The sequence below is a fragment of the Photobacterium toruni genome, assembly GCF_024529955.1.
In the GTDB taxonomy this organism is placed as follows: domain Bacteria; phylum Pseudomonadota; class Gammaproteobacteria; order Enterobacterales; family Vibrionaceae; genus Photobacterium; species Photobacterium toruni.
In genome coordinates this window covers 176,868-200,073 of sequence record NZ_AP024856.1, presented here as the reverse complement: position 1 = coordinate 200,073, position 23,206 = coordinate 176,868, and the positions used below count along the sequence as shown (strand labels likewise).

Sequence of the window (23,206 nt, the reverse complement as noted above, 5' to 3'; positions counted from 1 at the left end):
AGTGGTAATACTTTGTGATGGGACACGTTTTTATTCCAGCGCCGCGGGTGTCTACCAGCCGGAGTTACGTAATAAACCTTTGGCTGTTGTGACATCTAATAGCGGCATAATTATCGCGCTAAATAAATTGGCATCACAATTATCCGTGAGAAAATTCGAACCGATTTTTAAATATAAAAACATGGTCGAGCTTGGTCAATTATTCACAGCAGAAGCCAATTTTAATATCTTCGGCAGTATATCGAATGATATGCACGAACAATTTGAAAAGTTGGTACCTGATATATATCGCTATAGTATCGATGAGGCCTTCGGTTTACTGCCAGCATGTGAGTCGTCCGATGTTGTGGGTTATCTAAAGCGGATACGAAGAACTGTCTACAAAAATATACGTATTCCCATAGGCGCAGCCGCAGCAAGGAACTGCACGTTGGTAAAGGTAGCGTCGTGGGCCGCTAAGAATGTTGAAGGATATAATGGAATATGTGTATTGGAAAACACAAGGACTGAAGAGGCGATATTAGCACGTTTAGAGATAGCTAAGGTTTGGGGGATCGGACGACGTTTGGGTCCAAAATTTCAAATGCTATCGATAAATACAGCTTTAGATCTTAAACGTTATAAAGCAAACAAGCTACGTTTATTTGGTAAACCTATTCAGGAGATTCACGCTGAATTAAATGGTGAAATAGTACATGATTGGCGACGAGTCCAACTTGCAGAGCAGCAACAAATTGGGTCGTCACGGTCAATGCAAAATCGATTACAGACAATATATGAAGTTAAGCAAGCTTTGGCATATCATTTATCAGAAGTTGCTGCTAAAGCCCGTTCAAGCAATCAAAGAATTAAGCGTTTAGTGATTTTTTGTTGCGGGAGTCGTTTCGATAAATCGCCGATACCACCAGTCTCGGTGACGATAGATTTAGAATACCCGACACATGATTTGATGATTTTACTCCCTGTACTGCAGGCCAATATTGAACCACTGACGGCTCATTTACCGATCTATAAAGTTGGTGTAAATGCGACCGAACTATGTTCAGCTAGATACGATCAACAAGATCTATTTGCCCCAAAGGAAAATCAACGATTGATGAATACTCTTGACAATATCAATGCTAAATATGGTAAGAAAACACTCTATCTTGGTAGTTTAGGTGTCAATGTAGCAGATGAGCAAATAGGTGAGCGATGTCAATCACCGACACTTAAAAATTCACATTCGCGTTGGAGCGACATTCCGCAAATTTTTTGAACATGTAGAGTGTTTTTAAAGATGAATCAATCCCAAAAAAGAAATAGGATCTGCCAAAGAGCGAATCAAAAAGGTGAGTTTGTGAGTTTATCTGCATTAAAAAGTAAGGCATTACAGGATCCTGAAATAAAAAAAATTTATGAGGGTCTACGTGCTGAATTTGAATTAATCAATTCTCTTATTTCATCGAAAGAAAAATCAGAATTGGCTGGTTATCAAGGCGACCGTAAATAAGCAAACTCACGTGTGGACATAACTAAGTCAGTGTAGTGCTCGCAGACTTCTAGTTATGATTTCGTCAATGTTGGACATTCACTAGCGTAAAGAAGGCACTTCGAGCAGAAAGTTCGACAGGCCTTCAGCTCCATGTTCGCCTGGAACGATCGGCAGTTCAAAACGTCCATCTTGCAGCTCAACATAAAGCGATTTTGTTTCGCCTGGTTGAATGAGGGTATCGACAACCTGTACGGGCAGATCAGCATCACTACGCACGCTAAAGTAGATCTCTTGAGAACCAACAGCTAATTTACCGTCTTCTGTCCGCAGCTGTGTACTCGAAATATAGATAAAAGGTTTGTTAAACGAGTCTCGTAGTATTTTGTTCACGGCGAGGGTTTTTATCGAATCGACTTTAATAATGTTGTTGGGTATGTAGTCAAAAATCAGTGACAGTGTCGCAGATTGATTGTAATCATCTGTTGCTACAATATCGACAGTATAAGATTGATTATCTTCCAGTGATGGGAAAATACGTGGGTATTCCAGCTGATACGTATCTCTTTCGCCAGTCGGACTCCATTCTAAAAGTACCGCATCACTGGCAGGTCCACCTTTAAGCGCAATACTCTTAATTTCTGGGTTATGGGGATCATTGAGTTCAATACTGAGCGATTCTAAACCTTTAACTGTCTGTCCATGCACAAACGCTTCATCATTGACTCTAACGATAATAGCTGGTGGTGTTTGATCGATGATGACCTTATCCGATAATGTTTTAGTTGCTGCGTTTCCATAAGTATCCTTGGTTGTAAACACAAGATCATATGTGCCTTCAGCAAGGCCATCAAGCCTGAAAATTCCTGATTTTGTGTTGTACGAGCGTGTGGTATAAGATTTCAGCGTCAGTGGAAATTCGTCACCATTGACGTTAATGGCGGCTGCTTCAAAACTATAGGTTTGAAACATATTTACTTGCCAACTGTTGATTGTATCGTTGTCTGTTACGACAAATTCTATATTTTCACCATTACGTGAAAGTGTATCGATTTGTGGGGGATTGAAATCCCAATATGTATAAAAGTGGCTTTTATGGACTGACCAACTTCCATCAGCGCGTGAAGCGCCGTAACTGTATGGCGCGTAACCTCGTCCAGAGCTTCTACTAATCGATGCATCCATTTCACATGACGTCTCTGATATTTCGATGTAACAATGGCCTATACCACTCAACCATGCTTTTTGTCGGTAGGGCCTTGGTTGCGCATTGATCTTAATTCGATTGTATGTGAGCGCTTGATTGGTACTGTGGCTTTGACCATGCCAGCCATCACTGGTTGTACGTTGATGTTGTAAACTTAATGGTGTCGGCGCCTTGAGTACACCAGGGGCATAGCTGAATATCAATGATGGATAACGATTTGTTCTCAGCATGCCCGATTTCGTATAAAAATTAAAATATGAGTACAGCTGTGGATAGGGTAATTCAACGTTATAGTAGATTTTATTATCTGTTACTTCGTTATAAGTACTGTCAGCCCAACCAAAATCTGTGCCATTAAAGTTAACGTGTTCGCTCTTATTTCTACCGTAACGGATTTTGACAGGATTACTATAGACGGTCATATTCTCGACATAAGTCTGCCAAGATGACGTTGAAGAATTATATATTTCAACGGTATTTGTTGGGACAGAGCGCTGTATATTCGATTGGCGAGATACGCTTGTTTTGTTGCCAGCCAAATCATAGATGTCGAATCCGATGGTGTATCGATGTTTATCAATCGGTGCGATTGTTGACGATGCAGCTTGCGATATAGGCACAGTAGCAATCCCTTTTTCACTATCAAGCGTTGCGGCCACTTCTTTTCTGCTCCCATTTCCATCAATTGCATAATAGATGGCACTGGCTAATCCATTGTTGTCATTTATATTTCTAAGCTCTAATGCACGGGAGGCACCGCCAGTGCCAAAATCATTAATTGAACCAAAGGACCAGCCGTACTTTATCCATGTGATAGCAGGATCGGACGCTGGTGGGGTGGTATCAATGCTAACCGTAGTGTCGATGGTTTTGACTACGAGTGAGTTGTAATCAAGTAAGGTTTGTTCGATACGATATAGGCCATCGTCGAGTTGTGGAGTGCTAAATACATAGCCAAAATAGTCACCATCAGCTGTTGTAATCCGATCATGTATACCAATTAAATCACTCTTACTATCATATACATCTATGTTATCGCTATTGATAATTTTCAAGTTTACATATCTATCTAAACCACCACTAACTACAATATTTATGTTTCCGACAGGGTTAATTATATTCGTAGCACCAGAGATGATCTTTGATTCTGCGTTAGTGTCTGTAAAACGATACTCTATTATCTCTGCGTGGGCACTAAAGCTGAAAAATAGTAAGGTTAAAACGTAGATGTATTTCATTATGTACCTCAGAACTTTGACATAACTGTCCATAGATACAGAAATGATAAGGTATATAAAAATAACCTATTTTATTTAAGTGTCTATTTTTGAACTCACTAAATAACTAATGATTCATTGATAATTTTTACGATAACTTAAGCAGGCTAAAACAGCGTGCTTAAGTTATATAAAAGCCCATACATTTTTCACTTAATGATGTTCTGATTACTATTGTTTTCGATATCGATAATTCCTCCCGACATCTTCTATGCTGTTAGTATTTTACTTGACCACTTCAGTTAACGTGGTTTTGGATTAGTTTTACTTGCTGTCTATATGAACAGTTATAATGAAACGTGGTGATTTTATCGCATGAGCTCTGTTTTTAATAAGACTGATTAAATACATTTCTTAACTTTTCACCCCCCTCTTTCAAATTGGTAGGCATAAGAAAGTGCTATCGATCTCATAATATGTAGCGATTATATCGAGTATGATATTGGTATTTTTATAAGTATATTTCTGCGTAAAAGTAAGAATGCTTATTAATACACTATTGTGTAAGTAGGAGATAGAATGGGTTGCTTTTGGCAAATTGCCGCAGGATCCTCCGGTAGAGATTATGCGCATTTTTTCCTGAAATATGGGATTGCGTTTGCTGGTGGTAATACGCAGATATCTAAAATGAGTGAAGTTAAGGCTGGGGACATAGTTGAAGTGGTCAAGTAAAATTGGCCACTGATTTGTATTCATTATTAAATCGGCGTTCTGATTCATTAGGTGTCAAGCCACCGTTATATTGATGAGGCCTGACTTGGTTGTAATATCGGATAATGTATTTAGTGATCGCCACTTTAGCTTCATTCGATGAACGATAACCCGCCGTTGGCATCCATTCTGTTTTAAAACTTCTAAAAAATCGTTCCATTGGGGCATTATCCCAACAATTTCCACGGCGACTCATACTTTGTGTAATTTGATACCGCCAAAGTAACCGACGAAATTGTTTACTTGTATAATGACAGCCTTGATCGGAATGAAACATGACACCTTTAGGGGCTCCTCGAACTTCATAAGCCATCGAAAGGGCTTTACCTGTTAGATCTGTATTGGGTGAGCCTGACGTTGCCCAGCCAATCACTTTACGGGCAAATAAATCAATCACAACAGCAAGGTACAACCAACGTTGTCCTGACCAAATATACGTCACATCGCCACACCAAACCTGATTAGGCTCAGTAACTGCAAACTGGCGATCTAATGTATTAGGGATATTTAGATGTGCATTTTCTGTTTTTTTATAACGATGCTTCTTAATCTGGCAGCTAACTAACCCTAAATTTTTCATGATGTTAGTGGCTTTATATCGACTTAACGGTACGCCTTTAGTTGTAACGATACCTGCAATCGTTCTGGCTCCTGCTGAGTTACCACTTGCACGATGTGCAGCCTTCACTTCACTAGATAATAGTATTTGCTCTTTTGACTGCGTTTTAGGCCGTTTAGTCCAATATTTATAGCTACTGCGATGAATATTAAAGACATTGCAAATGATAGATACAGGATAATAAGCTTTTAATTCATCAACTAAAATGAAGTTTTGAATGAGTCCGATACCAAAAGAGCGGTTGCTTTTTTTAGTATTTCTTTCTCCATTTCAATCCGTTTAATCTTCTTTTCTAACTCACGAATTTTAAGCTGTTCAGGCGTCATTGGTGTTGCTTTTGGTGTAATCCCACCACGCTCATCTTTAAGCTGCCGAACCCACTTATCCATTGTTGATTTACCGACATTCATCGCTTCAGCTGCTTCTTTTACGGAGTAGCCTTGGTCTAAAACGAGTTGTGCTGATTCCAATCGAAATTCGGGTGTAAAATTAGGACGTATTCTTTTAGTCATAGTGTCACCTATTAAATTATGAGGTGATGATATCACCTCTAACTAGGTGGCCAAATTAACTATGCCACTTCAAGTAGCCATTAAAAATGGAACAAAACAAATTTTAGCTGCCGGAAAGATCATTACTAGGGATGATTGTCACAATGGATGTGGTGACAAAAAGTGGTTGCGGGACTTTGATGGCTGGGATCTACCTGCGTATTGCTATGTTGAATGGTATGTTCCTAGCAAACCTGTCACTACTACGGGATTAACACGAGCCACTATTCAAAAGATCCATCAAGTAAAACATAAAGAGTTAGTTAACAAAATATTAGCGACTGGGGAGCTTAATATTCCGTTACCAGAACCAATGGATACTTTACCAGTAGAAGATGAACGCTTTCTAAAGTTTCTAATTCGAGAAGGACTAAGACCTGCGTCAGCAGATGAATTAACGCAAACAATGGAAAAGATCAGATTACTTGCTGATTACTATTACCATCATTGTTACTGGGAAGATATACGAGAGCATGAAACAAGAACATTCCTAGTGATTCCACTGTTAATTGCTTTAGGTTGGGCAGAACAACAGATTAAAATAGAGTTGTCATGTAGTGAAGGACGTATTGATATAGCTTGTTTTCAGAAAAGTTATCGGCGTAATAACAATGAGTGTCTTGCTATAATTGAAACCAAAGGTTTTTCATCTGGTTTAGATTATGCACCGAAACAAGCTAGGGCATATTCGAAAGACTTTCCAAAGTGTAAAGCTGTAATTGTTACCAATGGATACTGCTACAAGGTTTACTTACGTGACAGCAAAAATGAGTTTTCAACAGTCCCCTCTGCATACTTAAATATATTGAATCCCACAGAGCGATATCCTCTTGAACCAGAAAAGGTTGGTGGTGCGTTAGAAGCAATTAAATGGTTGTTACCCAATAGTTTATCTTAAGATTTACATAACAAATCCATAAGCACGATTTACTACACTCGGCACCTCTCAGTCAAATGCATGGTAGAGCTGGCTAAACCTGAACCAGAAAAAAATGCGCTACTGCCTTGGAACTTCAAACACTAATTATATCGCCCCGTGGGTTCATGGGCCGGATACCCAGTGCTGTACTTTAGAGTATCATTGAAACAGCTAAAGCTAACGGGTTAAATATTTACAGCTACCTCCTTCATTGCATGAAAGATCTCGCTAAACCAGAGCCAGATATCGACTCTATCCTACCTTGGAGTTTCTCTCATTAAAAACGCCCCGTGGGGCGCTTACAAGCTATTTATGAAAAGACGACTCGGTGGAAACCAATCTATGCTATTTCAACGTTAAAAAAATCACCAGTAAAAGGTAATTAGACATAATTATTTACAGGGTCGAATATCCTAACTATTTTTTGTTTTTTGGGATATAAAAGTATCCATTTTCATTAGTTTTAGTCGCATGACACAAAGAACACCATTCATTTTGTATTTCAGGATTATCTAATAATTTATTTAGGTGTTCATGCCATATACTTTCACCATTCTCATCAAGTATATTGCCAATAATTTTATCATCTCGACCATAACAAAAACTAATATCTCCATTAACATCGATTATCTGTGAAAACTTCTTATCTTCACAATCAAAGCATTCACGACTTCTCTGTATTAATGGGGCATAGAAATAAATCCCATTTTCCTTGGATTTTTTTTCTGCTTTTCTCATTACATCTTTAAAGTGATCACAATCAAAATCATTTTTAATTTCTTTTGTTATAGAGTCATCCAACCCTTCAAATAATTTTAATTGTGTAATATAAATCTTATTAATATTCAACGTAGATGAAAAATCAATTAAAGGTAAAGTGTCTTCTAAATTAAGTTTAGTATGTGTATAGTTTATATAAAAATTAGCATCATGGTACCTACTCTTAATCAAATTCAGATTTTTCTTTACACGTTCAATATTCATACCTTTTTGTATTGAAGTTACTTGGTTCTGCTGAAAGCCATCCATAGTAACTCCCCATTGAATATTTTTTGTGAAAAATTTCTTCTTATCTAAAAACTTATCGAACTTCAGTGCTGTAGTCAGAATTGTAACATCTATTTCATTTAAATTTACCCAGTCAATAAATTCCTCTAAATACTTACAAATTAAATTTTCCCCACTCCCTACGATAATTCGACCTTTGTAGTTTGAATAATTAGCCATAAAATTATCGAGTACATCTCTTTCTATATCTTGCCCTTTTCCCCATACTTGTGAACGCCAGCACTTAGCACACTTTAAATTACAACGCGTAGTCAAATTTAAAAATATTGCATTTGAATCTAACACGACATTTCTCCTATTAAAGGATTATAACTACAGGTAATTGGACGCTTAACTTTCGTACCAGAGGTTGTATTTAGATCTGTACAGTCAAAACACAAAAAGTTAAATTCGCACTCTTCACAATATGAGTATGATTCTGCAAGTGGTTTGCTCCATGCTTCTATCACTTTCTGACTATCAAGTGTTTTAATATTTCCTGTAGATTGAATCTTATTCCAAGGACAATGGGATACTTCACCTTCAACAGATATAGATAATTTTCCAGTATAACAACTATGATAACGTGTATCTCTGATCGCTCTTTTGAACGATTTGTTTTTCAATGGCCTCGTTATTCCATCCTTTTTAACTTTAACTTGTGAATATTGATTCATTTCATAATTGGAATTTGGTCTAATTAAATCAATTGATAAATGTTTTTTTTCAATGTCAAAACCTAATAAGTCACCATTAAAATCCAAATATTCATCTTCATTTAAAATAACGTTAACCTTGTAATCTAAGTGGTATTTCTTTGCCAAATTTATAGCATCGAAAACAGAATCATATCCACCAACTAACCCAACATAACTATCATGCTTATTTCTATCTAGAGAATATAATGTAAACCTCACAGATATCGACAACTCACTGAAAAATGAAGCCCACTGATCATCAAAATAAATACTATTGGTAAAAATTGTAATATCATTAAACTTATCAGACCAGTTCTTTATATAAGGATAGATTTTTTTCTTTGGGAATAAAAGAGGTTCTCCTCCAAGTAAAACTAAATTAGTCCTACCTTCCACATGAATAGAATTGATTGCATTTAGATCATTTATTGAAATGTTTTTTTTTTGTTGTTTTTGATAAGAATAACACCCCTTACAAGTTAAATTACAAGCATTTGTTAAATCAATATAGATAGAATCGACACCGACTTTAATAGGATTATTAGATAAATAATTATCAAGAGTTTGTATTTCCACGTTACAACCAACAAAGTCCAATACTCTCTTAGGTAATTCTTTACCATCAATTATCATATCAGCTAATTTATTTTTTATATGTAATAATTTATATCTGTCAGGGTTATAAAGAACAGAATTTATCTTACCGATCTTAAGAATGATACGTCCATTTATAATATACAAAATAATATCCTAAAAAAGGCGCATTTAGTCTGCGCCTATAAATAATATAGTTAAACTTTAATTTTAGTTAACTGGATTACAATCACCAGGAGCACATGACATTGCGGTATCTGTCAATTCAATCTCGTCAATAATTAGATCATCATCAAGTTTATCATTTTCCATAACGTTCTCACTTATTATTAAACCTTATTTTAAAATATAACAAACCAATATTTTAAAACTTGATGTCAGTCAAAATTATTAAAATTATTACTAGGCTGTTATTAATCTAAACTTATGGGTTAAAAACTTTCAGGACATAAACGGAATGATAAATACAAATCAGTGGCCAGTTTTACTTGACCTCTTAAAATCCTAATGAAGTTCAATAGTGAGCACTCTATAAACAGCAAATTTTAAAGTACATTTCAACTCTCCATCATTTTTAATAAGAGAAGTATAGTGACTCGACGTACCCAATAATAATGGTAAGCACTGCTAGTATTATATGATAGTAGCCAACTGACACAGTCTAAAATTGTTACTAAGTTGTTCTATTTTGTCACCTCAGTATGCCAATAACTATCGAGACGCCAAAAACCATAAAGTTTTAGTGTTGCAACAATACCCGGTGAAAACCAGCCTATTAAGGATCATAGCTAAGACCGAACCACCATGAGATACATTGTGTTCAGAATACTTAAGAATGAATTGTCTATCATTCGAGGAAAGTCAATTTCATGGCAAAAAAGCAGTAATGTCACAGCGTTTAATAACAGTAATAGTTCAAAACTGTTGTTTGAGATCAAAATAGTATCGTTTTTTTACTGATAAATAATCGAGTGATCACATTTCTTTAATTATTAAATTGGGTTTGGAAAAACGGTTAGATTATATTTGGATCTTATTCACTGCACTGAGCTATTTATAATACGATTATTATAGTTCACTTACTGTTAGCTAGAACAGGAACTCGATATCTCTAAGGACAATGAGAAGATATAAAACCCATTGCATTAAAGTTTGTTCTCTGTCCACTCTGATGAGATAATGATCAGTATTCAATTTTTCCAAATATGAGATTTTGGTATTCATTGGTTATTTTCAAAGGGCTAAAATTAAATGAAAAACTAATTTGATAATAGTTAAGTTATATAAAAATTAGAATCATTGATTTGATTTTCTGAACGGTTAAAAGTAAGGACATATAATCGTGAATAGTTTTTGGCAAAGTCAATGTGCTACAAAGAATAATACGGGAAAGGAAAAAAACGTAATAGATTCGAACTTAGGAGATTTTGCTTGCTATTCACTTAAAGACGATGTCAGGAAAGCAACACCTGAAATTATTCAAGGAACGCTCTATTGGAGCAATGAAAACAACAGCAAATATGACTTCTTGTTGCGTTCATTTAAGCGGCTATTATGTAAAAACAAGCGCTTAGCGTTACATTATAAACGCGTATCTAAGGATGAAGAGGAGCAATTAGGGCAATTTCTTTCTGATTTTTTCCCTCAAAACATTCCTTTGTCTTATTTTGTCGCCAATCTTTCTCTTCAGGATAACTCCGATAAGCGTATCGCCTTAGCTATCAGGTTGCCGAATCATGGAAGCTTCATCGACCTTCTGGCTCCTAACTGCACGGTTTCTATCCGTGGATATTGGCCAGTCAAAAAAAGAGAACCGGTATTTATCCCAGAAGATATTTTTACTACTTACAACGATGACAGCGCAGCATCTTATGAAGTTGAGTTACTTGCGACCGCATCCTCATTGACGCCAGAGAGAAACTCCCGTGACAACGTGTTAACCCAGAAACTCGCCCGAGAACTCCCGCTCATTTCTGTAAAGACCGCTGTTCGCCTTAAAGAATGGCTGGATTTCTTAACTTTCAAACGAGCATTAGTTAATGAAAAAACGATAGGTTTACGTTATCTAAGGTTCGATCTAAATGAACATGATCAGCTTGAGTTTTTGGTCGTAGGTGAAAGCAAAAAAGAGTTAGAGCATGCGAATCATGTGTTTAAAAGAAAAGATCTTGAAGCGTATGAACTAGGTGTTTCGACAGACAACTGGCAATTCAATATCAGTGATAAAAACCTTGCCAATCGTATACCCAGAGGCATGGAGCTCGGGCTATTGAAAGGTCAGTTGAGCGTGATAGATGCTAATCAGAGCAAACAGTTTTCCGAGTTGCTGACTGAACTCCACGAGCAGGGAATAGATAAGCCAGTTTTAGAAACAATTACTATCGAATTACCAGAAGAATGGAAAAACAAACTTGACAACGCAACGCATGAAGATCCAAGCGATGATGAAGAAACACAAGGTGATGACCATCCACTTCAATATCTTGAGATCAGGAAAGAGCTGTTAGACAGTGTGCCCAAAGAAGGCTTTATTTCATTTCCTTCTGTTGGGGATTTGGCACTTATCAAACGACATGAGTATACGATCAAAAACCTGCGACAAAATGAAAGTTGTTACTCCCCTTATCTGTCGAGCTACCTCTTTGATATCAATCAGGCAAACAAATTAGAGCAGCTGCCAACAGTAGAGACTTGGTTTAATGAAGCGCTCAATGATGCACAGAAAAATGCCGTAGCAAAAATGATGGGGGCGCCAGACTTGTGTTTGGTTCAAGGCCCTCCCGGAACTGGTAAAACGACGGTTATCGCAGAAGCAATTTTGCAACTGGCGAGACAAGGAGACACTGTGTTGCTTGCCAGTCAGTCGCATGATGCCATTGATAATTGCTTAAGTTGCATACGTAACCATCCAGAATTAAGAGCGATCCGCTTAGCAAGGGGGCAGGGGAAAATTACTGAAGAAGGGCTGGTCTTCTCTGAACATCGCTCCCTTGAACGTTATTACAGTAGCTTACATAAACATGTCCAAACATCATGGATTAGACCTCAACAGTTAAAAAAAGATAAAATCACTGAGCTTCAACAATGGATTGACTGCGCAGACTTCGTTGCGGCTGATATAAAGAAAGCGAAAAAAGCACATAGTGACACCTTGCTTGAGTGCAAGGCTGAACGCGATCAACTTCTTCAGGTAATAAAATCGTTTGATGAAGCTAATAAGCAATACGCTCACCTTCAGGAGCAAAGACAGGCGACAAAAAGAAGCATTGCATTTTTCAAACGCGCTGAGGGTAATTTAACTCAAGCAGCTTTTTTCCCTCAAAGTGCGCATATGTTGATTCATCGCTTGTTTAAGTTGCCTGAGATACAGATTAAGTTACCGGATTTTTTCCACACTTATGAACCAACAGACAACCCAGAAAGCTTAGCCCTAATCATAGGTAAAACGTTGCCGATTTGGCGCGATGTGACAAATCGTGTTGAAAAAATGAAGCACGATATATTGCGTTTGAAAGCCGCAGGTGAGGGTAGTTTACAAGATGACGACACGCAAGTACGGTTGTCACAAGTGGCAGAGGAAGTTGAACGCCTTTCGAACAAGATGGAAATCGACGATAGCATTGAGCTGGCAAATCAGTGGCGTGATGCAAGAAGACAAATTAAGAAGCTTAGAGAACAACAATCTGGATTAGATGAGCAGACCTATTCATGTTTCACAGATAAAGAAATCTTTGCCAACGTAAGTAATGCATCGGAAACGGAGCAATTAATTTCGGCGCGTATAAACAAACTAGACACCATTTCTGATTCCATAAAACAAGCGATCCTAATTGTGGCTAACGATCAAGAAGACTGGTTGAAGGAAAGCGGAAACGCAGACACACCGAATGACAATGCGGTTAAACACGCTGAGTCAGTGTTGGCATACTGCGAGAATAAGTTAAGAAAGCTACAGAGCACCCTTCAAAAGCTCAAGAGTCAGGCAGGCAAGCTTTTGTTAGATCAGGGCGTCGCTGAGTCTGAAGACTTTGAGCTGCAATTGAGTAACGCTAAACAGCGTTTGAACAAACTGTCTTCTAAGTTACTGGAAGAAAGTCAGATCAGAGCGCCTTGGGAAGGTTTTTTCTCTGACTGGGCCGAAAACCTTTCAGAGCACAATGCGGCGCAGTCTGATTGGGCGCACATTGAAAATACCTTTGTTGAGAACTGTAATCTGATCGCCATTTCATGCAATGAAAACGAACTGACACTAAAAAATGCAGGGGTAGAAAGCTTTGATACGGTGGTTATTGATGAGGTATCTAAAGCGACACCAATTGAATTACTTCTGCCACTTATGCGTGCCCGCAGAGCCATTCTAGTTGGGGACCATAGGCAGTTGCCGCCTGTTTTTCAGGAAAGTCAGGACGCGCAAGCCTTTACGGACAAAGCCGAAGAAGCCATGGAGGAAGGGGATAGTAAGATACTCACCAAAGATAACCTTCATCGCTTCGAGAAGTTGGTGACGGCGTCCTTGTTTAAGGAGCATTTTGAAAATGCGGACCCTTCAATACGCGAGCGGTTAATTGTCCAGTATCGAATGCATCCACAAATCATGAAAATCGTTAATCATTTTTATGAAGGACAGCTGCGATATGGTTTTGATTCTCCTGAGAAGAGTGAACAATTCAATAAGGAGAACCAGGATAGAAGGCACATGCATGGTATTGTTATTGATGGGAAAAACAACAAACTGATATCAAGCGAAAAGCGGTGTGCTAAAGATGGCGATGAGTATCGTGTTGAAGACCATATACTCTGGATCGATACATCTTATGACCTCAAGGGAAATCCATTTAGAGAAAGCGAAGAGCGTACCAACAGGCTTGAAGCCCGCTTGATTGCGTATACGCTGAAAAACATAAATGATCAGTCCAAACAAAATGGCTTCAGCCAGAAAAAGAAACAGAAAGTTGGAGTGGTATCGTTCTATGCATCTCAGTGTCGTGTTATCCGAGATGAAATCCGCAAAGTTAACGGTGGAAACATTCAGTTTGATGCGATTCACGTGGAAATCAATACGGTAATTCGTTATCAAGGCAAAGAGAAACCGATCATTCTGATTAGCTTGGTCAGAAATGATGGCGGACCAAAGAACAAACGACGCTCGGCTAGAGCCAATGTTGCTCGGTATGAATTTATTAACGTTGCTATGTCCCGTGCACAGAACTTGTTAATCGTTTTTGGTGCGAGAAATATGTTGGAGCAAAGGGATGTATATCTCCCTAATATGGATGCACCGGGGACTCAGAAAAAGCAGGTGTATCGAAACATCTTTGGAGATCTCGATCGTGCTGCTCGGATATTTCCTGCTTCAGAGATGCGAATTAAAGAAGAATCGACAAGCAACAGAAAAAAGAGGGCGCGTAAATGAGATACCTTCAAAACCATAAAATAGCCGTGCCTGTATATGAGATAAACTCTCAGATTTCTTATCAAACTATTCGTAAACCAACGGTTTTTGAAAAAAGCCTCCTGCAATTATTGGTTAAATACCGCAATGAATTGGGCAACCAAAGCATTGATCAGATTACTCAAGAACTAAAGACAGACTCAGTATTTTTCATTGAAGGACTCAGGTATCTGATGGACTTTAATGCCGTTGAGATTATGCACGGACTGTCGTTAGATGAAGGAGGAACACTGACGCTGAATAGTTTTGATGTAACACCAAGCGGAAAAAATTTTTTGGCCGATAATGCATTGCCTAGTAGTAACAAAAATACGTCAGAGACTCACTATTATCATCCGGTACTAAGAAAGCTCGTAAACAAAAATGGTCTGCGAAAAGACGTCAATGATGATATCGCTTCAATAAATCCTCGTTCACTAGACGTGACCTTAGCAGTTGTAGAAGGTATTGTTGAAGAGCGCATTCGTGGTGAGTGGCAAAGTAAGCCAAATATAAGAATTGAACGTGTAAAACCGCAATTATCAGAAAATTCTTGGGACATTAAAACACTCTCTTTCGATATCGATACCAATGGAAACGTGAATGTCACCTCGTCGGAAAAGTCTTTTCAGAGTTGGTTGAATGCGGCAGACAAAGAGTTTTTATGGTCTCAAATCGTACAGGGTTGTTTTTCAAACCATGCGGAAATCGAATTACCATCGTTCAAATGGCAGCAGGTAAAAGCCTTAGCCGCTCCCGAACATACCAAGCGACTGAATAATATTAGTGTATCGAAGCTTATTGTGACTCGGGAAAATGTGGAAGGAAGCAAACTGCCGACAATATGTTTAGCCGCAAAGGATGACGTCTCTCTATCAGGAAATCTACTTACTCTTCCTATACAAAAATTTGAGGCGAGAGATAGCCTGAACGCGTTGAATATTGATAGCAATTTTAATGCGTTTGAGAGCCACGTAGGTCATACAACGGTTCACTTCGCGGGCCAACCGAGACACGTTGACTTGGCAGTAAAACTAAGTGGCTCGGAGCTTTGGGAGGATATTAAACAGTACCTTTTAGAAACAAACAACGTCGACGTCATACTGTTTTCATCATTACTGGGTGTGGACCAAGCGGTGGAACGTTTGTCAGCCACTGACATCGGAAATGTTAAACGATACTACGACAGGGTCAAAAATTTCGTCCCTGACGTAAGAGAAAGACTTTTTGAAAACAAAGTATTACCTGTCGCGAATCTAGAAGAGCTGGAACTGTATCAGTCGATGTTTACCAATAAACATCTGGAGAATCAAAAGCTACTCCCGACGTGTGTGACAGCCCTTATTCAGCACTCGTTATCTGAGAGAAAAGTTATCCCTAATCTTATGGTGACACCAGTGCTGAATGAGTTTTCCAAAGCTTATTTTGCTATTCAGGATATGGCGGGGAAAAGTTACTTTGAATCTGGCGACTTGGCACATGTTACGGCTGAACACCGACTGCTCACGTTAATTTCAGACTGGAAAGCGGTACTTAAAAAACTGTCTAACGTAGTGCCATCACAGTGTTTGGAACTGCCTTCATTGAAGCTTGCTGAAGCTCGCATTGATCGGCTTGAGCAACATATTGTCTCTTCATTTTCCGTGCCAAGAGCAGATAACAAACGGGTCGTCGTAATTGATACCAACTGTTTAATGCACAGACTACCACTGCTCGACAAAATCAAATCATCCGACTATTTGGTGATACCAGCGGTTGTTTTGGATGAACTTGACGGATTGAAAACGGACAAGAAAAAAGGTGAGTTCAGTGGAAAGGCCAAACAAGCAAGAAAAGCGATAGACAGATTAACGCGATTGCCTGAAGGTCAGCACTATGAGCAGGAACATTTGAACTTGCTAAAGAAAAACAGAAAAAACACAGCAGATGCAAAAGTGCTGTCTGTCGCTGCCTATTATCGATTAGGAATGGTTCTACTAGTTACCGAAGATAAGAACCTGCGAAACATGGCGAACGCAGAAAACATTCCAACCCAGCACATAAACAATTATCTTGGTAAGCAAGGAAAAGCGAAATGAGTGAATATCACGAGCGCCAATATCGCTTGGCAAGAGAGCGGGAAATTGCAGCGCGTCAAGTCAGGCAGACTACGCAAGAATACGCAGACCGCTATGAAGCAATCTTATCCGACGTGTTAGCGCAGGGACTAGAAGAGTTTGTCCAAAGTGACTACATCCGCTTACGCAACCAGCTCAATAATCTGCAAAGAGATCTGCACAATGACCCATTTAGATCGCGTGAAATCAGCATATCCATTGGTCAGGCAATACATGCATTGCCACGTAATGCTCGTAGCATAAGAAAAGAAGTGGAACACGCAGAGTATCAGGCATATGTGGCTGCATTGAAGGAGAAAGAGGAAAAGGAGCGTCGGCACAAGAGTCATTTGCTGAGCGTATGGCAACAAGAGCTATTGAACTGGAATGATAAGCTGAGTCTTAATGCGGTACTAAGAGAATTGAATGAGCTGCATGCGACTCTTTTTTCAAACGAAAGAAATGTTAGTGAAGACAATATTATAACGGCTTTGAGGAACCTGAAGGTCAAAGCTGAACAGAGAGCTCACAGACGACGAGAGCAAATAAACAAGCAAAGCCAGAAGGAAGCGAGTGCGGAGCTTGCTCAGGTAATCTCTGAGGATATTGTGAAAAATCTTTCTCAAGAAAAAGCGCTTGGCCTGACTGAGCAGCTTGAGTTGGTAAGAATAAATACTAATGATGAGCCAGAAAAAAGTCAGGAGTTACTCAACGAGATAAGTAAGCAAATGGATACCGCCATTGAAGAAGAAGCAGTACGACGAGAAATGGTCAAGGCCGTTTACAAATCTCTCCAAGAAGCTGGATTCCATGTACAAAAGCCCAAATTGGTAAAGGATGAAGTCTTGATTGCCGCGTCTCGCCCCGCTGGGAACAGGGCCTTATTTCAGATAGACCTTGATGGTCAGTGTACCTATAAGTTTGACAACTACAAAGGTCAAACATGCCAGAAGGATATTCAACAAGTTTTGCCAAAACTCACGGATATTTATGGCGTAGATTTGTCTGATGCTCATGTCTTATGGAGTAACCCTGATGATGAAGATGCGGAAATGAAACCAATTCCTTCCCAAACTCAACGAATGAACAAGTAGGCTACAATGAATAACAAAGTATTAGCGTGTTGGCTCGATGATTTTTTACGTCAGGCAAAGCTACGTCGCGGTATCGTCTTAAGTGGTAATGTGATCGATTTAGCTTTTTCGGCGCAACATAGCATCATGCCGATGCGCGAAGTATTAGATAGTAGCCTTAAAAAAGCGGGCTTCAAACATGTGGTGTTTTATTCACGTGTGGGCGGGATTTCAGGTGTCACAGCACAAGAGTGGCAAAATTTGCAGTCACAGGTGCAATCATCTACCAATGAATTGGAGGGAAATGATTACGATTTGGGTGAAGATTTTGGTTCCGATGCTGAAATGTTAAACCCGACAATAGAAATAACGCCAGAAGATTTCTTCGCAATGGCGCAGCGTATCATGCTTGATCATAACGCGGCGAAGACGGCATTTATCATCGATTGGTCGAACTATTTGTTTGGTCAGGTTAATGCATTATCAGAGCAAGAACGCGGTTGGTTATTGCAGATCTCCCAAGGTCTCCGTAACGCTCGCGACGCTGTCACGGCAAGTGAAGTAGATAAGGTTCAAAGCCTGATGGTGTTTATGTGTCAGGGTGTAAGTATCCTGCCGCCTTCTCTTTATTTAGGAAACCCCCAGTTCGCAGAAGTTAACATTCCGTTGCCTAATCGAGAGAGCAGAAAGCAAGCCATTCAGTCTCTCGCGCATGTTTTTGATGTGGATGAAATACTATGCTCCGGCTCACGTGCATTGGAAGATCTGACAGATTTAACTGATGCTCTGACACTCAGAGACATAAACCACCTGGCTAGACTATCCCGCCAACAAGAAGGTTCGCTGAGTATCGATGCGCTCGTCTCTCTGTATCGCTATGGAAAGAAAGAGTCGCCTTGGGAACAACTCAATCGCGACAAGCTAAAAACAACTACAGAAACGCTAAGCCGCCGAGTAAAAGGACAACAACAAGCAATAGAAACGGTTAAGAAAGTACTGATCCGAGCCTACACCGGACTTTCTGGCCTGCAACATTCCTCTCGTTCCAGAACCCCGAAAGGTGCATTGTTCTTTGTTGGACCAACGGGTGTGGGTAAAACTGAGTTAGCGAAATCACTGGCAAGTTTTTTGTTCGGTGATGAAGATGCATGCCTGCGATTTGATATGTCTGAGTTCAATCATGAACACGCCGACCAGCGATTAGTTGGTGCTCCTCCTGGCTATGTTGGTTTCGAAGAAGGTGGACAACTCACTAATGCAGTAAAACGTCGTCCCTTTTCTCTGTTGTTGTTTGACGAGATAGAAAAAGCGCACCCACGAATTCTGGATAAATTTCTGCAAATACTTGAAGACGGACGCTTAACTGACGGTAAAGGTGAAACCGTTATGTTTTCTGATACGTTTATCGTCTTTACGTCAAACATTGGTGCGAGCACTATTCACCCGGGAAACAATACCGCTGAAGAGTTTAAGATCGCCGTAAGCCATCACTTTGTAAATGAACTGAAACGTCCAGAGTTACTGGGTCGTATTGGTGAAGCCAATATTGTTCCATTCAACTTTATGCAAGATAGAGAATTTCTTGTTTCCATAGCAAAAACCAAACTAGAGCCGTTAAAGAATCGTCTTAAGGAAAAATGGTTAGTTTCCGATTTAATTTTCGATGATGAAGATCAAGCGCTTAGCACCATCATCGATAAGGTCGACCCGCAAAGTGGTGGACGAGGCGTATTAAATGCGTTGGTCTCTTGTCTCTTTGATCCGTTGGCTCAATTTCTGTTTGAAGAAGTTGATGATGCGAATACGCTTGCGGATAAAACTATCTCGGTTGTTCAAGCGGGTAAGTCTTTCGACTTTGATATCCTCCAATGAGTTATCTGAACATCGCCGCCGTTGTTGACCAAACCAATGCGGAAGGGCCGGGATTAAGAACGGCGATTTGGGTTCAAGGTTGTCTGAAAAGATGTCGAGGTTGCTGCAATCCGGCTTTTCTGGAGATAAAACCAGCAAAGGTATTGTCTTCAGAAGACATTTGCCAGCGTATTAAAAGCAATTACCAAAACTATGGAATAGAGGGGATTACGCTTCTGGGCGGGGAACCGTTTCTACAAGCGGTAGGCTTGGTTGATATCGCTAAGTTCACCCAAGAGTTGGGTTTAACCGTCATGATATTTACAGGTTACAGTATGGCGGAACTTAATGACGAAAAGTTTAAAGACGCGTCAAAGCTGATTAGTTTTACCGACCTATTAATTGATGAGGAATATGATCATCGTCAGCTAGAAACAGTCAGGAATTGGGTTGGTTCAACAAACCAGAATTTTCACTACATCACAAACCGTTACGATAAAAATATTGAAGTGGCTGATAATTTAATTACAAATGAATGGAGGATTTCTTCTGAGAATATTATTACAAATGGGCTGCCTTTTATTATAAATAGGCAATAACACAAATTCTCTTGGATTAATAATTTAATTAAATCAATTGGATGATGATGATTTATTTGAAAATTTATCAAGTCATCAAAATGATACTTTTATGATCATGTGTTAAAAAAAAGACTAAGTAAAACTGTACACCTTTATAGGTGCCGAGTTAAACGCTTATGATTCACCACTTAAACTTGATATTAAGGATGCTGAGCTATTCATCTATCTTTGTCAGAGAAACGTATGAAGTGGTCAAGTTAAATTGACCACAGATTTGTATTCATTATTAAATCGGCGTTCTGATTCATTAGGCGTCAAGCCACCATTATATTGATGGGGCCTGACTTGGTTGTAATATCGTATAATATATTCAGTGATCGCCACTTTAGCTTCATTCGATGGGCCAAACCATCTCAAAGATGAAAGTGTACGTGCTGATAAACTTCGTGATTCGATGATTCAGAGCAGGGGAGTACTGTCTTTCGAATTCAAACGCTTTCCAGCAATCAGGACCTGGAAGCGTAGTACTTAATCGAGAGACATTAGATAATTTAATCTAGTGAGTACAAGCTACTTACTGAGGCAACTGATCGCAAGAAAACTTAATGCTTTAAAGAATCCGGATAATGTGACAAGGTAACGTGACATTCATATTAATAAAGTGTAACGCACTATAACTATAGCGCTAAAATTACTTTTTATCAGAGTGTTACGCAAAAACAAACAAAAATCTAAGTAAAAAAGGGATAGTGTCTCACCATTAGCGTTAACCATGACCGCTTATTCGGCGTGTATCTCGTGATAGAGCTTTATGTCTTGGCCAATTGGGTGCAGTAGAAGGTGCAAAGCTTTAGTTGTCTTATTATATTGTTTTAATTCGATCTGAAATTTATTTTCAGTACTAAGATTTTCTATGAATACATTTTTATCAATGTCCATCAACGATATTATTATAGAAATAGGGGCCAATTGTGCACCATTTGGACTAAAACAGTTTACAAGCTGTTCTTGCATAATGTATATAACGTCGTGGTCATACTCTTTAACGCTTTCATATAACTTTGAATCGTAACCATAGTTATCAAGCAATGACTGTAGAAAATCATAGAGAATCTGCGCGTCATCCAGGCTATTTTGCTCTGCCAAAGCACTTCGATTCAACTCAATAAGCTTTATTTCAAGATCACTCGCTTTTTTCTTAGCTACAAGGATCATAAGCTTGATTTCTTTTTTTATATTTTTGAAATAAGCCTTTTTCTCTATCTTTTTTAAATATTGAACAAGATATGCATTGCGTTTTTCTGTTGTAACGAATCGTTTCTCGTTGCTGATCATCAGGTAAAGTGAAAGTAACGCGTTCTGTGTTATTTCTAATATAAGACTGTGTTTGTGAGTATTCATCATAATTTTTTTATAAAATGTTTCATTAAATATAACAAAAGATAGTTGTAAATCCGACAAAAAAAATCGATATATTAATAAGTTAGTACAACCCTAAGACACTAATAAAGGACTCAAAGAAGTAATTCGATTGATAAATAAAGCGTAAATATCCTTACCGATAATACTTATGATCAAAATTGAAACTTTGTGCGTACACACTTTCACAATAAGGAATTAGACCTTACGTTTTATAGTAGCCTTACGTAACTGGTCACGATCACGCTGGTCATACCGTTGTGTCGTTGTTGGTGAAGCGTGCCCCAGCATTTTACTTACAGAGAGTAAATCTACTCCTTGGGCTAACAAATTCGTCGCAACAGTATGACGAAAATCGTGAGGTGAAATTGACTTTGATAGACCATTGTCAATAATCCACTTACAAATATCATTAATTGACTGTGAACCTAATTTTTTAGGTGTTGGGACCTTTGATTTTGTTACCGCAGTAAAGATGAAATCATCAGGTTCTCTTTCTAAAAAATGTTCTGATAATGTCCTTAACCAGTCTTTAAGATAAATATTAAAATCATCATCGAGATCAAATGGGACATCCCGCTCTTTGTTACCTTTACCAACGACAGTGATAAAACCCGCTTCCCAATCGATGTTCTTTAGCTTTAGATTTACAACCTCATGTCGTCGTAAGCCTAGATAAAAAAGACAAGAAATCAGTGCCTTATCTCTAATGACTCTGATCTCATTTGGATGACTATTGATAATATCAATGATCATATCGTAATCGTGGAAATGGATATAACGACCAGAGCTTTTACGAGAGCCACGTGCAAGTTTAATTGCCTTAACACGTTGTAAACGCTCAACGGTCATGTTTTCTGCTAACCAATGATGTTCAGCTACACCAGTTAACATACGATATAAATTATCTGCAGTAGCCGGTTTGTAATCATCAATTTTGCGGCCATCTTTAATGATACCAACTTCCAAGTATTCACTCATCATTGCTTTCACAATTGGAGCATAAAGGAACTTATCCCATTCAAATCTTTCGATACATGTTGAAATCATGAAACAAGAGAATGATTCTAATGCGTTTTTTTGTCCATTATTGAGCATAGAAGTACTGATCGTATGTCGTATGGCCATAGGTGACATATTACTCGAATAAACATACTCGTTACACTGTAACCTGCTATTAATACAAAATAGCCATTTATCAATGTATCCATCAAGCGCTGGATCGGTACGAAAATGCTCTGTAACAGCTAAAAGGGCATCTCTTAATGGTTTCATGTGTACATTGTAATAGGGATCATTGTCATCAATGACGGTATTGTTAATTTTAGAAGTGTTTTTGGCTCTGGAAAGAAAGTAACCAGCTAAGGCGCGTTCAGTATAGTTAGTGTCGGTAATCAACATTGCCCAATCAACAAGGTTTGAAGACGGACCCAGGAAGTGCCGGCAAAAACGTTCTAAGGAAGAACGTGCACCAACACGTCCACCGTATGAACTAGACGCAGATAACGAATTAATATAACTGAGCGCAGGGTTAGTGACGGTGTCACTTACTCTTTTACTAATATTTCCAATTGTTAACTCGTGAGGTTTTGAATATCTCCCAACTGGTAAATTGCTCATGCTCTTATCTCGCTACAATATCATCTGCTATAATAAGTATT

The 23,206-nt window shown here is 38.7% G+C and carries 15 protein-coding genes and 3 pseudogenes; 10 read left to right on the top strand and 8 right to left on the bottom strand.

Features of this window, described 5'->3' with window-relative positions:
• The first annotated feature begins 1 nt into the window (after position 1).
• Together OC457_RS20145 and OC457_RS20140 are read left to right on the top strand one after the other, a co-directional pair.
• Positions 2-1,258, top strand: a complete 1,257-nt coding sequence (locus OC457_RS20145; RefSeq protein ID WP_080175924.1) for a Y-family DNA polymerase — start codon at positions 2-4, stop codon at positions 1,256-1,258.
• A gap of 81 nt (positions 1,259-1,339) precedes the next feature.
• Positions 1,340-1,492 carry a hypothetical protein gene (locus tag OC457_RS20140; protein ID WP_159447871.1) on the top strand — a complete coding sequence of 51 codons (153 nt, stop codon included), beginning with the start codon at positions 1,340-1,342 and terminating at the stop codon, positions 1,490-1,492.
• 81 nt (positions 1,493-1,573) lie between these two features.
• Here OC457_RS20140 and OC457_RS20135 read toward each other — a convergent pair whose 3' ends face one another.
• On the bottom strand, positions 1,574-3,916 hold the full coding sequence (locus tag OC457_RS20135; protein ID WP_159447870.1) for an Ig-like domain-containing protein: 2,343 nt from the start codon (positions 3,914-3,916) through the stop codon (positions 1,574-1,576).
• Between the two features lie 558 nt (positions 3,917-4,474).
• On the opposite strand from OC457_RS20135, the gene OC457_RS20130 reads away from it, so the two are divergent.
• On the top strand, positions 4,475-4,627 hold the full coding sequence (locus OC457_RS20130) for a hypothetical protein (protein ID WP_159447869.1): 153 nt from the start codon (positions 4,475-4,477) through the stop codon (positions 4,625-4,627).
• On the opposite strand, the gene OC457_RS20125 is transcribed toward OC457_RS20130, so the two are convergent.
• A protein-coding gene (locus OC457_RS20125) for an IS3 family transposase (RefSeq protein ID WP_262054091.1) occupies positions 4,620-5,797 on the bottom strand; the annotation gives its coding sequence in 2 pieces (ribosomal slippage) (positions 4,620-5,527 and positions 5,527-5,797; 1,179 coding nt in all). The two genes, OC457_RS20130 and OC457_RS20125, sit on opposite strands and share 8 nt — an antisense overlap.
• Before the next feature lie 61 nt (positions 5,798-5,858).
• On the opposite strand from OC457_RS20125, the gene OC457_RS20120 reads away from it, so the two are divergent.
• On the top strand, positions 5,859-6,734 hold the full coding sequence (locus tag OC457_RS20120) for a type I restriction enzyme HsdR N-terminal domain-containing protein (protein ID WP_080176019.1): 876 nt from the start codon (positions 5,859-5,861) through the stop codon (positions 6,732-6,734).
• Positions 6,735-6,910: 176 nt separating this feature from the next.
• Positions 6,911-7,036, top strand: a pseudogene (locus tag OC457_RS20115) (transposase domain-containing protein); the annotation flags it as partial.
• A gap of 136 nt (positions 7,037-7,172) precedes the next feature.
• Here the strand turns inward: OC457_RS20115 and OC457_RS20110 are convergent.
• The 3 genes and pseudogenes from OC457_RS20110 to OC457_RS20955 all read right to left on the bottom strand — a co-directional run.
• Positions 7,173-8,108 carry a radical SAM protein gene (locus tag OC457_RS20110; RefSeq protein WP_080176018.1) on the bottom strand — a complete coding sequence of 312 codons (936 nt, stop codon included), beginning with the start codon at positions 8,106-8,108 and terminating at the stop codon, positions 7,173-7,175.
• The gene (locus OC457_RS20105) at positions 8,102-9,241 is read right to left on the bottom strand and encodes a radical SAM protein (RefSeq protein WP_080176017.1); all 1,140 of its coding nucleotides are present in this window, start codon (positions 9,239-9,241) and stop codon (positions 8,102-8,104) included. Before OC457_RS20105 ends, OC457_RS20110 begins: the two co-directional genes overlap by 7 nt.
• Before the next feature lie 615 nt (positions 9,242-9,856).
• Positions 9,857-10,002: pseudogene (locus OC457_RS20955) on the bottom strand (DUF4277 domain-containing protein); the annotation flags it as partial.
• A gap of 434 nt (positions 10,003-10,436) precedes the next feature.
• On the opposite strand from OC457_RS20955, the gene OC457_RS20100 reads away from it, so the two are divergent.
• From OC457_RS20100 to OC457_RS20080, 5 genes are read left to right on the top strand one after another with little or no spacing between them, the layout of a single operon-like run.
• Complete coding sequence (locus tag OC457_RS20100; RefSeq protein ID WP_080176016.1) at positions 10,437-14,507, top strand: DEAD/DEAH box helicase; 4,071 nt, start codon at positions 10,437-10,439, stop codon at positions 14,505-14,507.
• Positions 14,504-16,603, top strand: a complete 2,100-nt coding sequence (locus OC457_RS20095) for a PIN domain-containing protein (RefSeq protein ID WP_080176015.1) — start codon at positions 14,504-14,506, stop codon at positions 16,601-16,603. The genes OC457_RS20100 and OC457_RS20095 overlap by 4 nt, the downstream gene beginning before the upstream one ends.
• A complete protein-coding gene (locus OC457_RS20090) occupies positions 16,600-17,715 on the top strand; it encodes a hypothetical protein (protein ID WP_080176014.1) in 1,116 nt (371 codons plus the stop codon). The genes OC457_RS20095 and OC457_RS20090 overlap by 4 nt, the downstream gene beginning before the upstream one ends.
• A 6-nt stretch (positions 17,716-17,721) precedes the next feature.
• Entirely contained in the window at positions 17,722-19,566 is a 1,845-nt protein-coding gene (locus OC457_RS20085) for an AAA family ATPase (protein WP_080176013.1), read from the top strand.
• A complete protein-coding gene (locus OC457_RS20080; protein WP_065176735.1) occupies positions 19,563-20,144 on the top strand; it encodes a 4Fe-4S single cluster domain-containing protein in 582 nt (193 codons plus the stop codon). Before OC457_RS20085 ends, OC457_RS20080 begins: the two co-directional genes overlap by 4 nt.
• A 234-nt stretch (positions 20,145-20,378) precedes the next feature.
• Here the strand turns inward: OC457_RS20080 and OC457_RS20075 are convergent.
• The 3 genes and pseudogenes from OC457_RS20075 to OC457_RS20065 form a co-directional block, all read right to left on the bottom strand.
• A pseudogene (locus tag OC457_RS20075) lies at positions 20,379-20,519 on the bottom strand (IS3 family transposase); the annotation flags it as partial.
• A gap of 387 nt (positions 20,520-20,906) precedes the next feature.
• Positions 20,907-21,587 (bottom strand): DUF2913 family protein, encoded by a 681-nt coding sequence (locus OC457_RS20070; protein ID WP_144379608.1) that lies wholly within the window; start codon positions 21,585-21,587, stop codon positions 20,907-20,909.
• A gap of 156 nt (positions 21,588-21,743) precedes the next feature.
• On the bottom strand, positions 21,744-23,165 hold the full coding sequence (locus OC457_RS20065; RefSeq protein WP_080176011.1) for a tyrosine-type recombinase/integrase: 1,422 nt from the start codon (positions 23,163-23,165) through the stop codon (positions 21,744-21,746).
• Between the last annotated feature and the right edge of the window lie 41 nt (positions 23,166-23,206).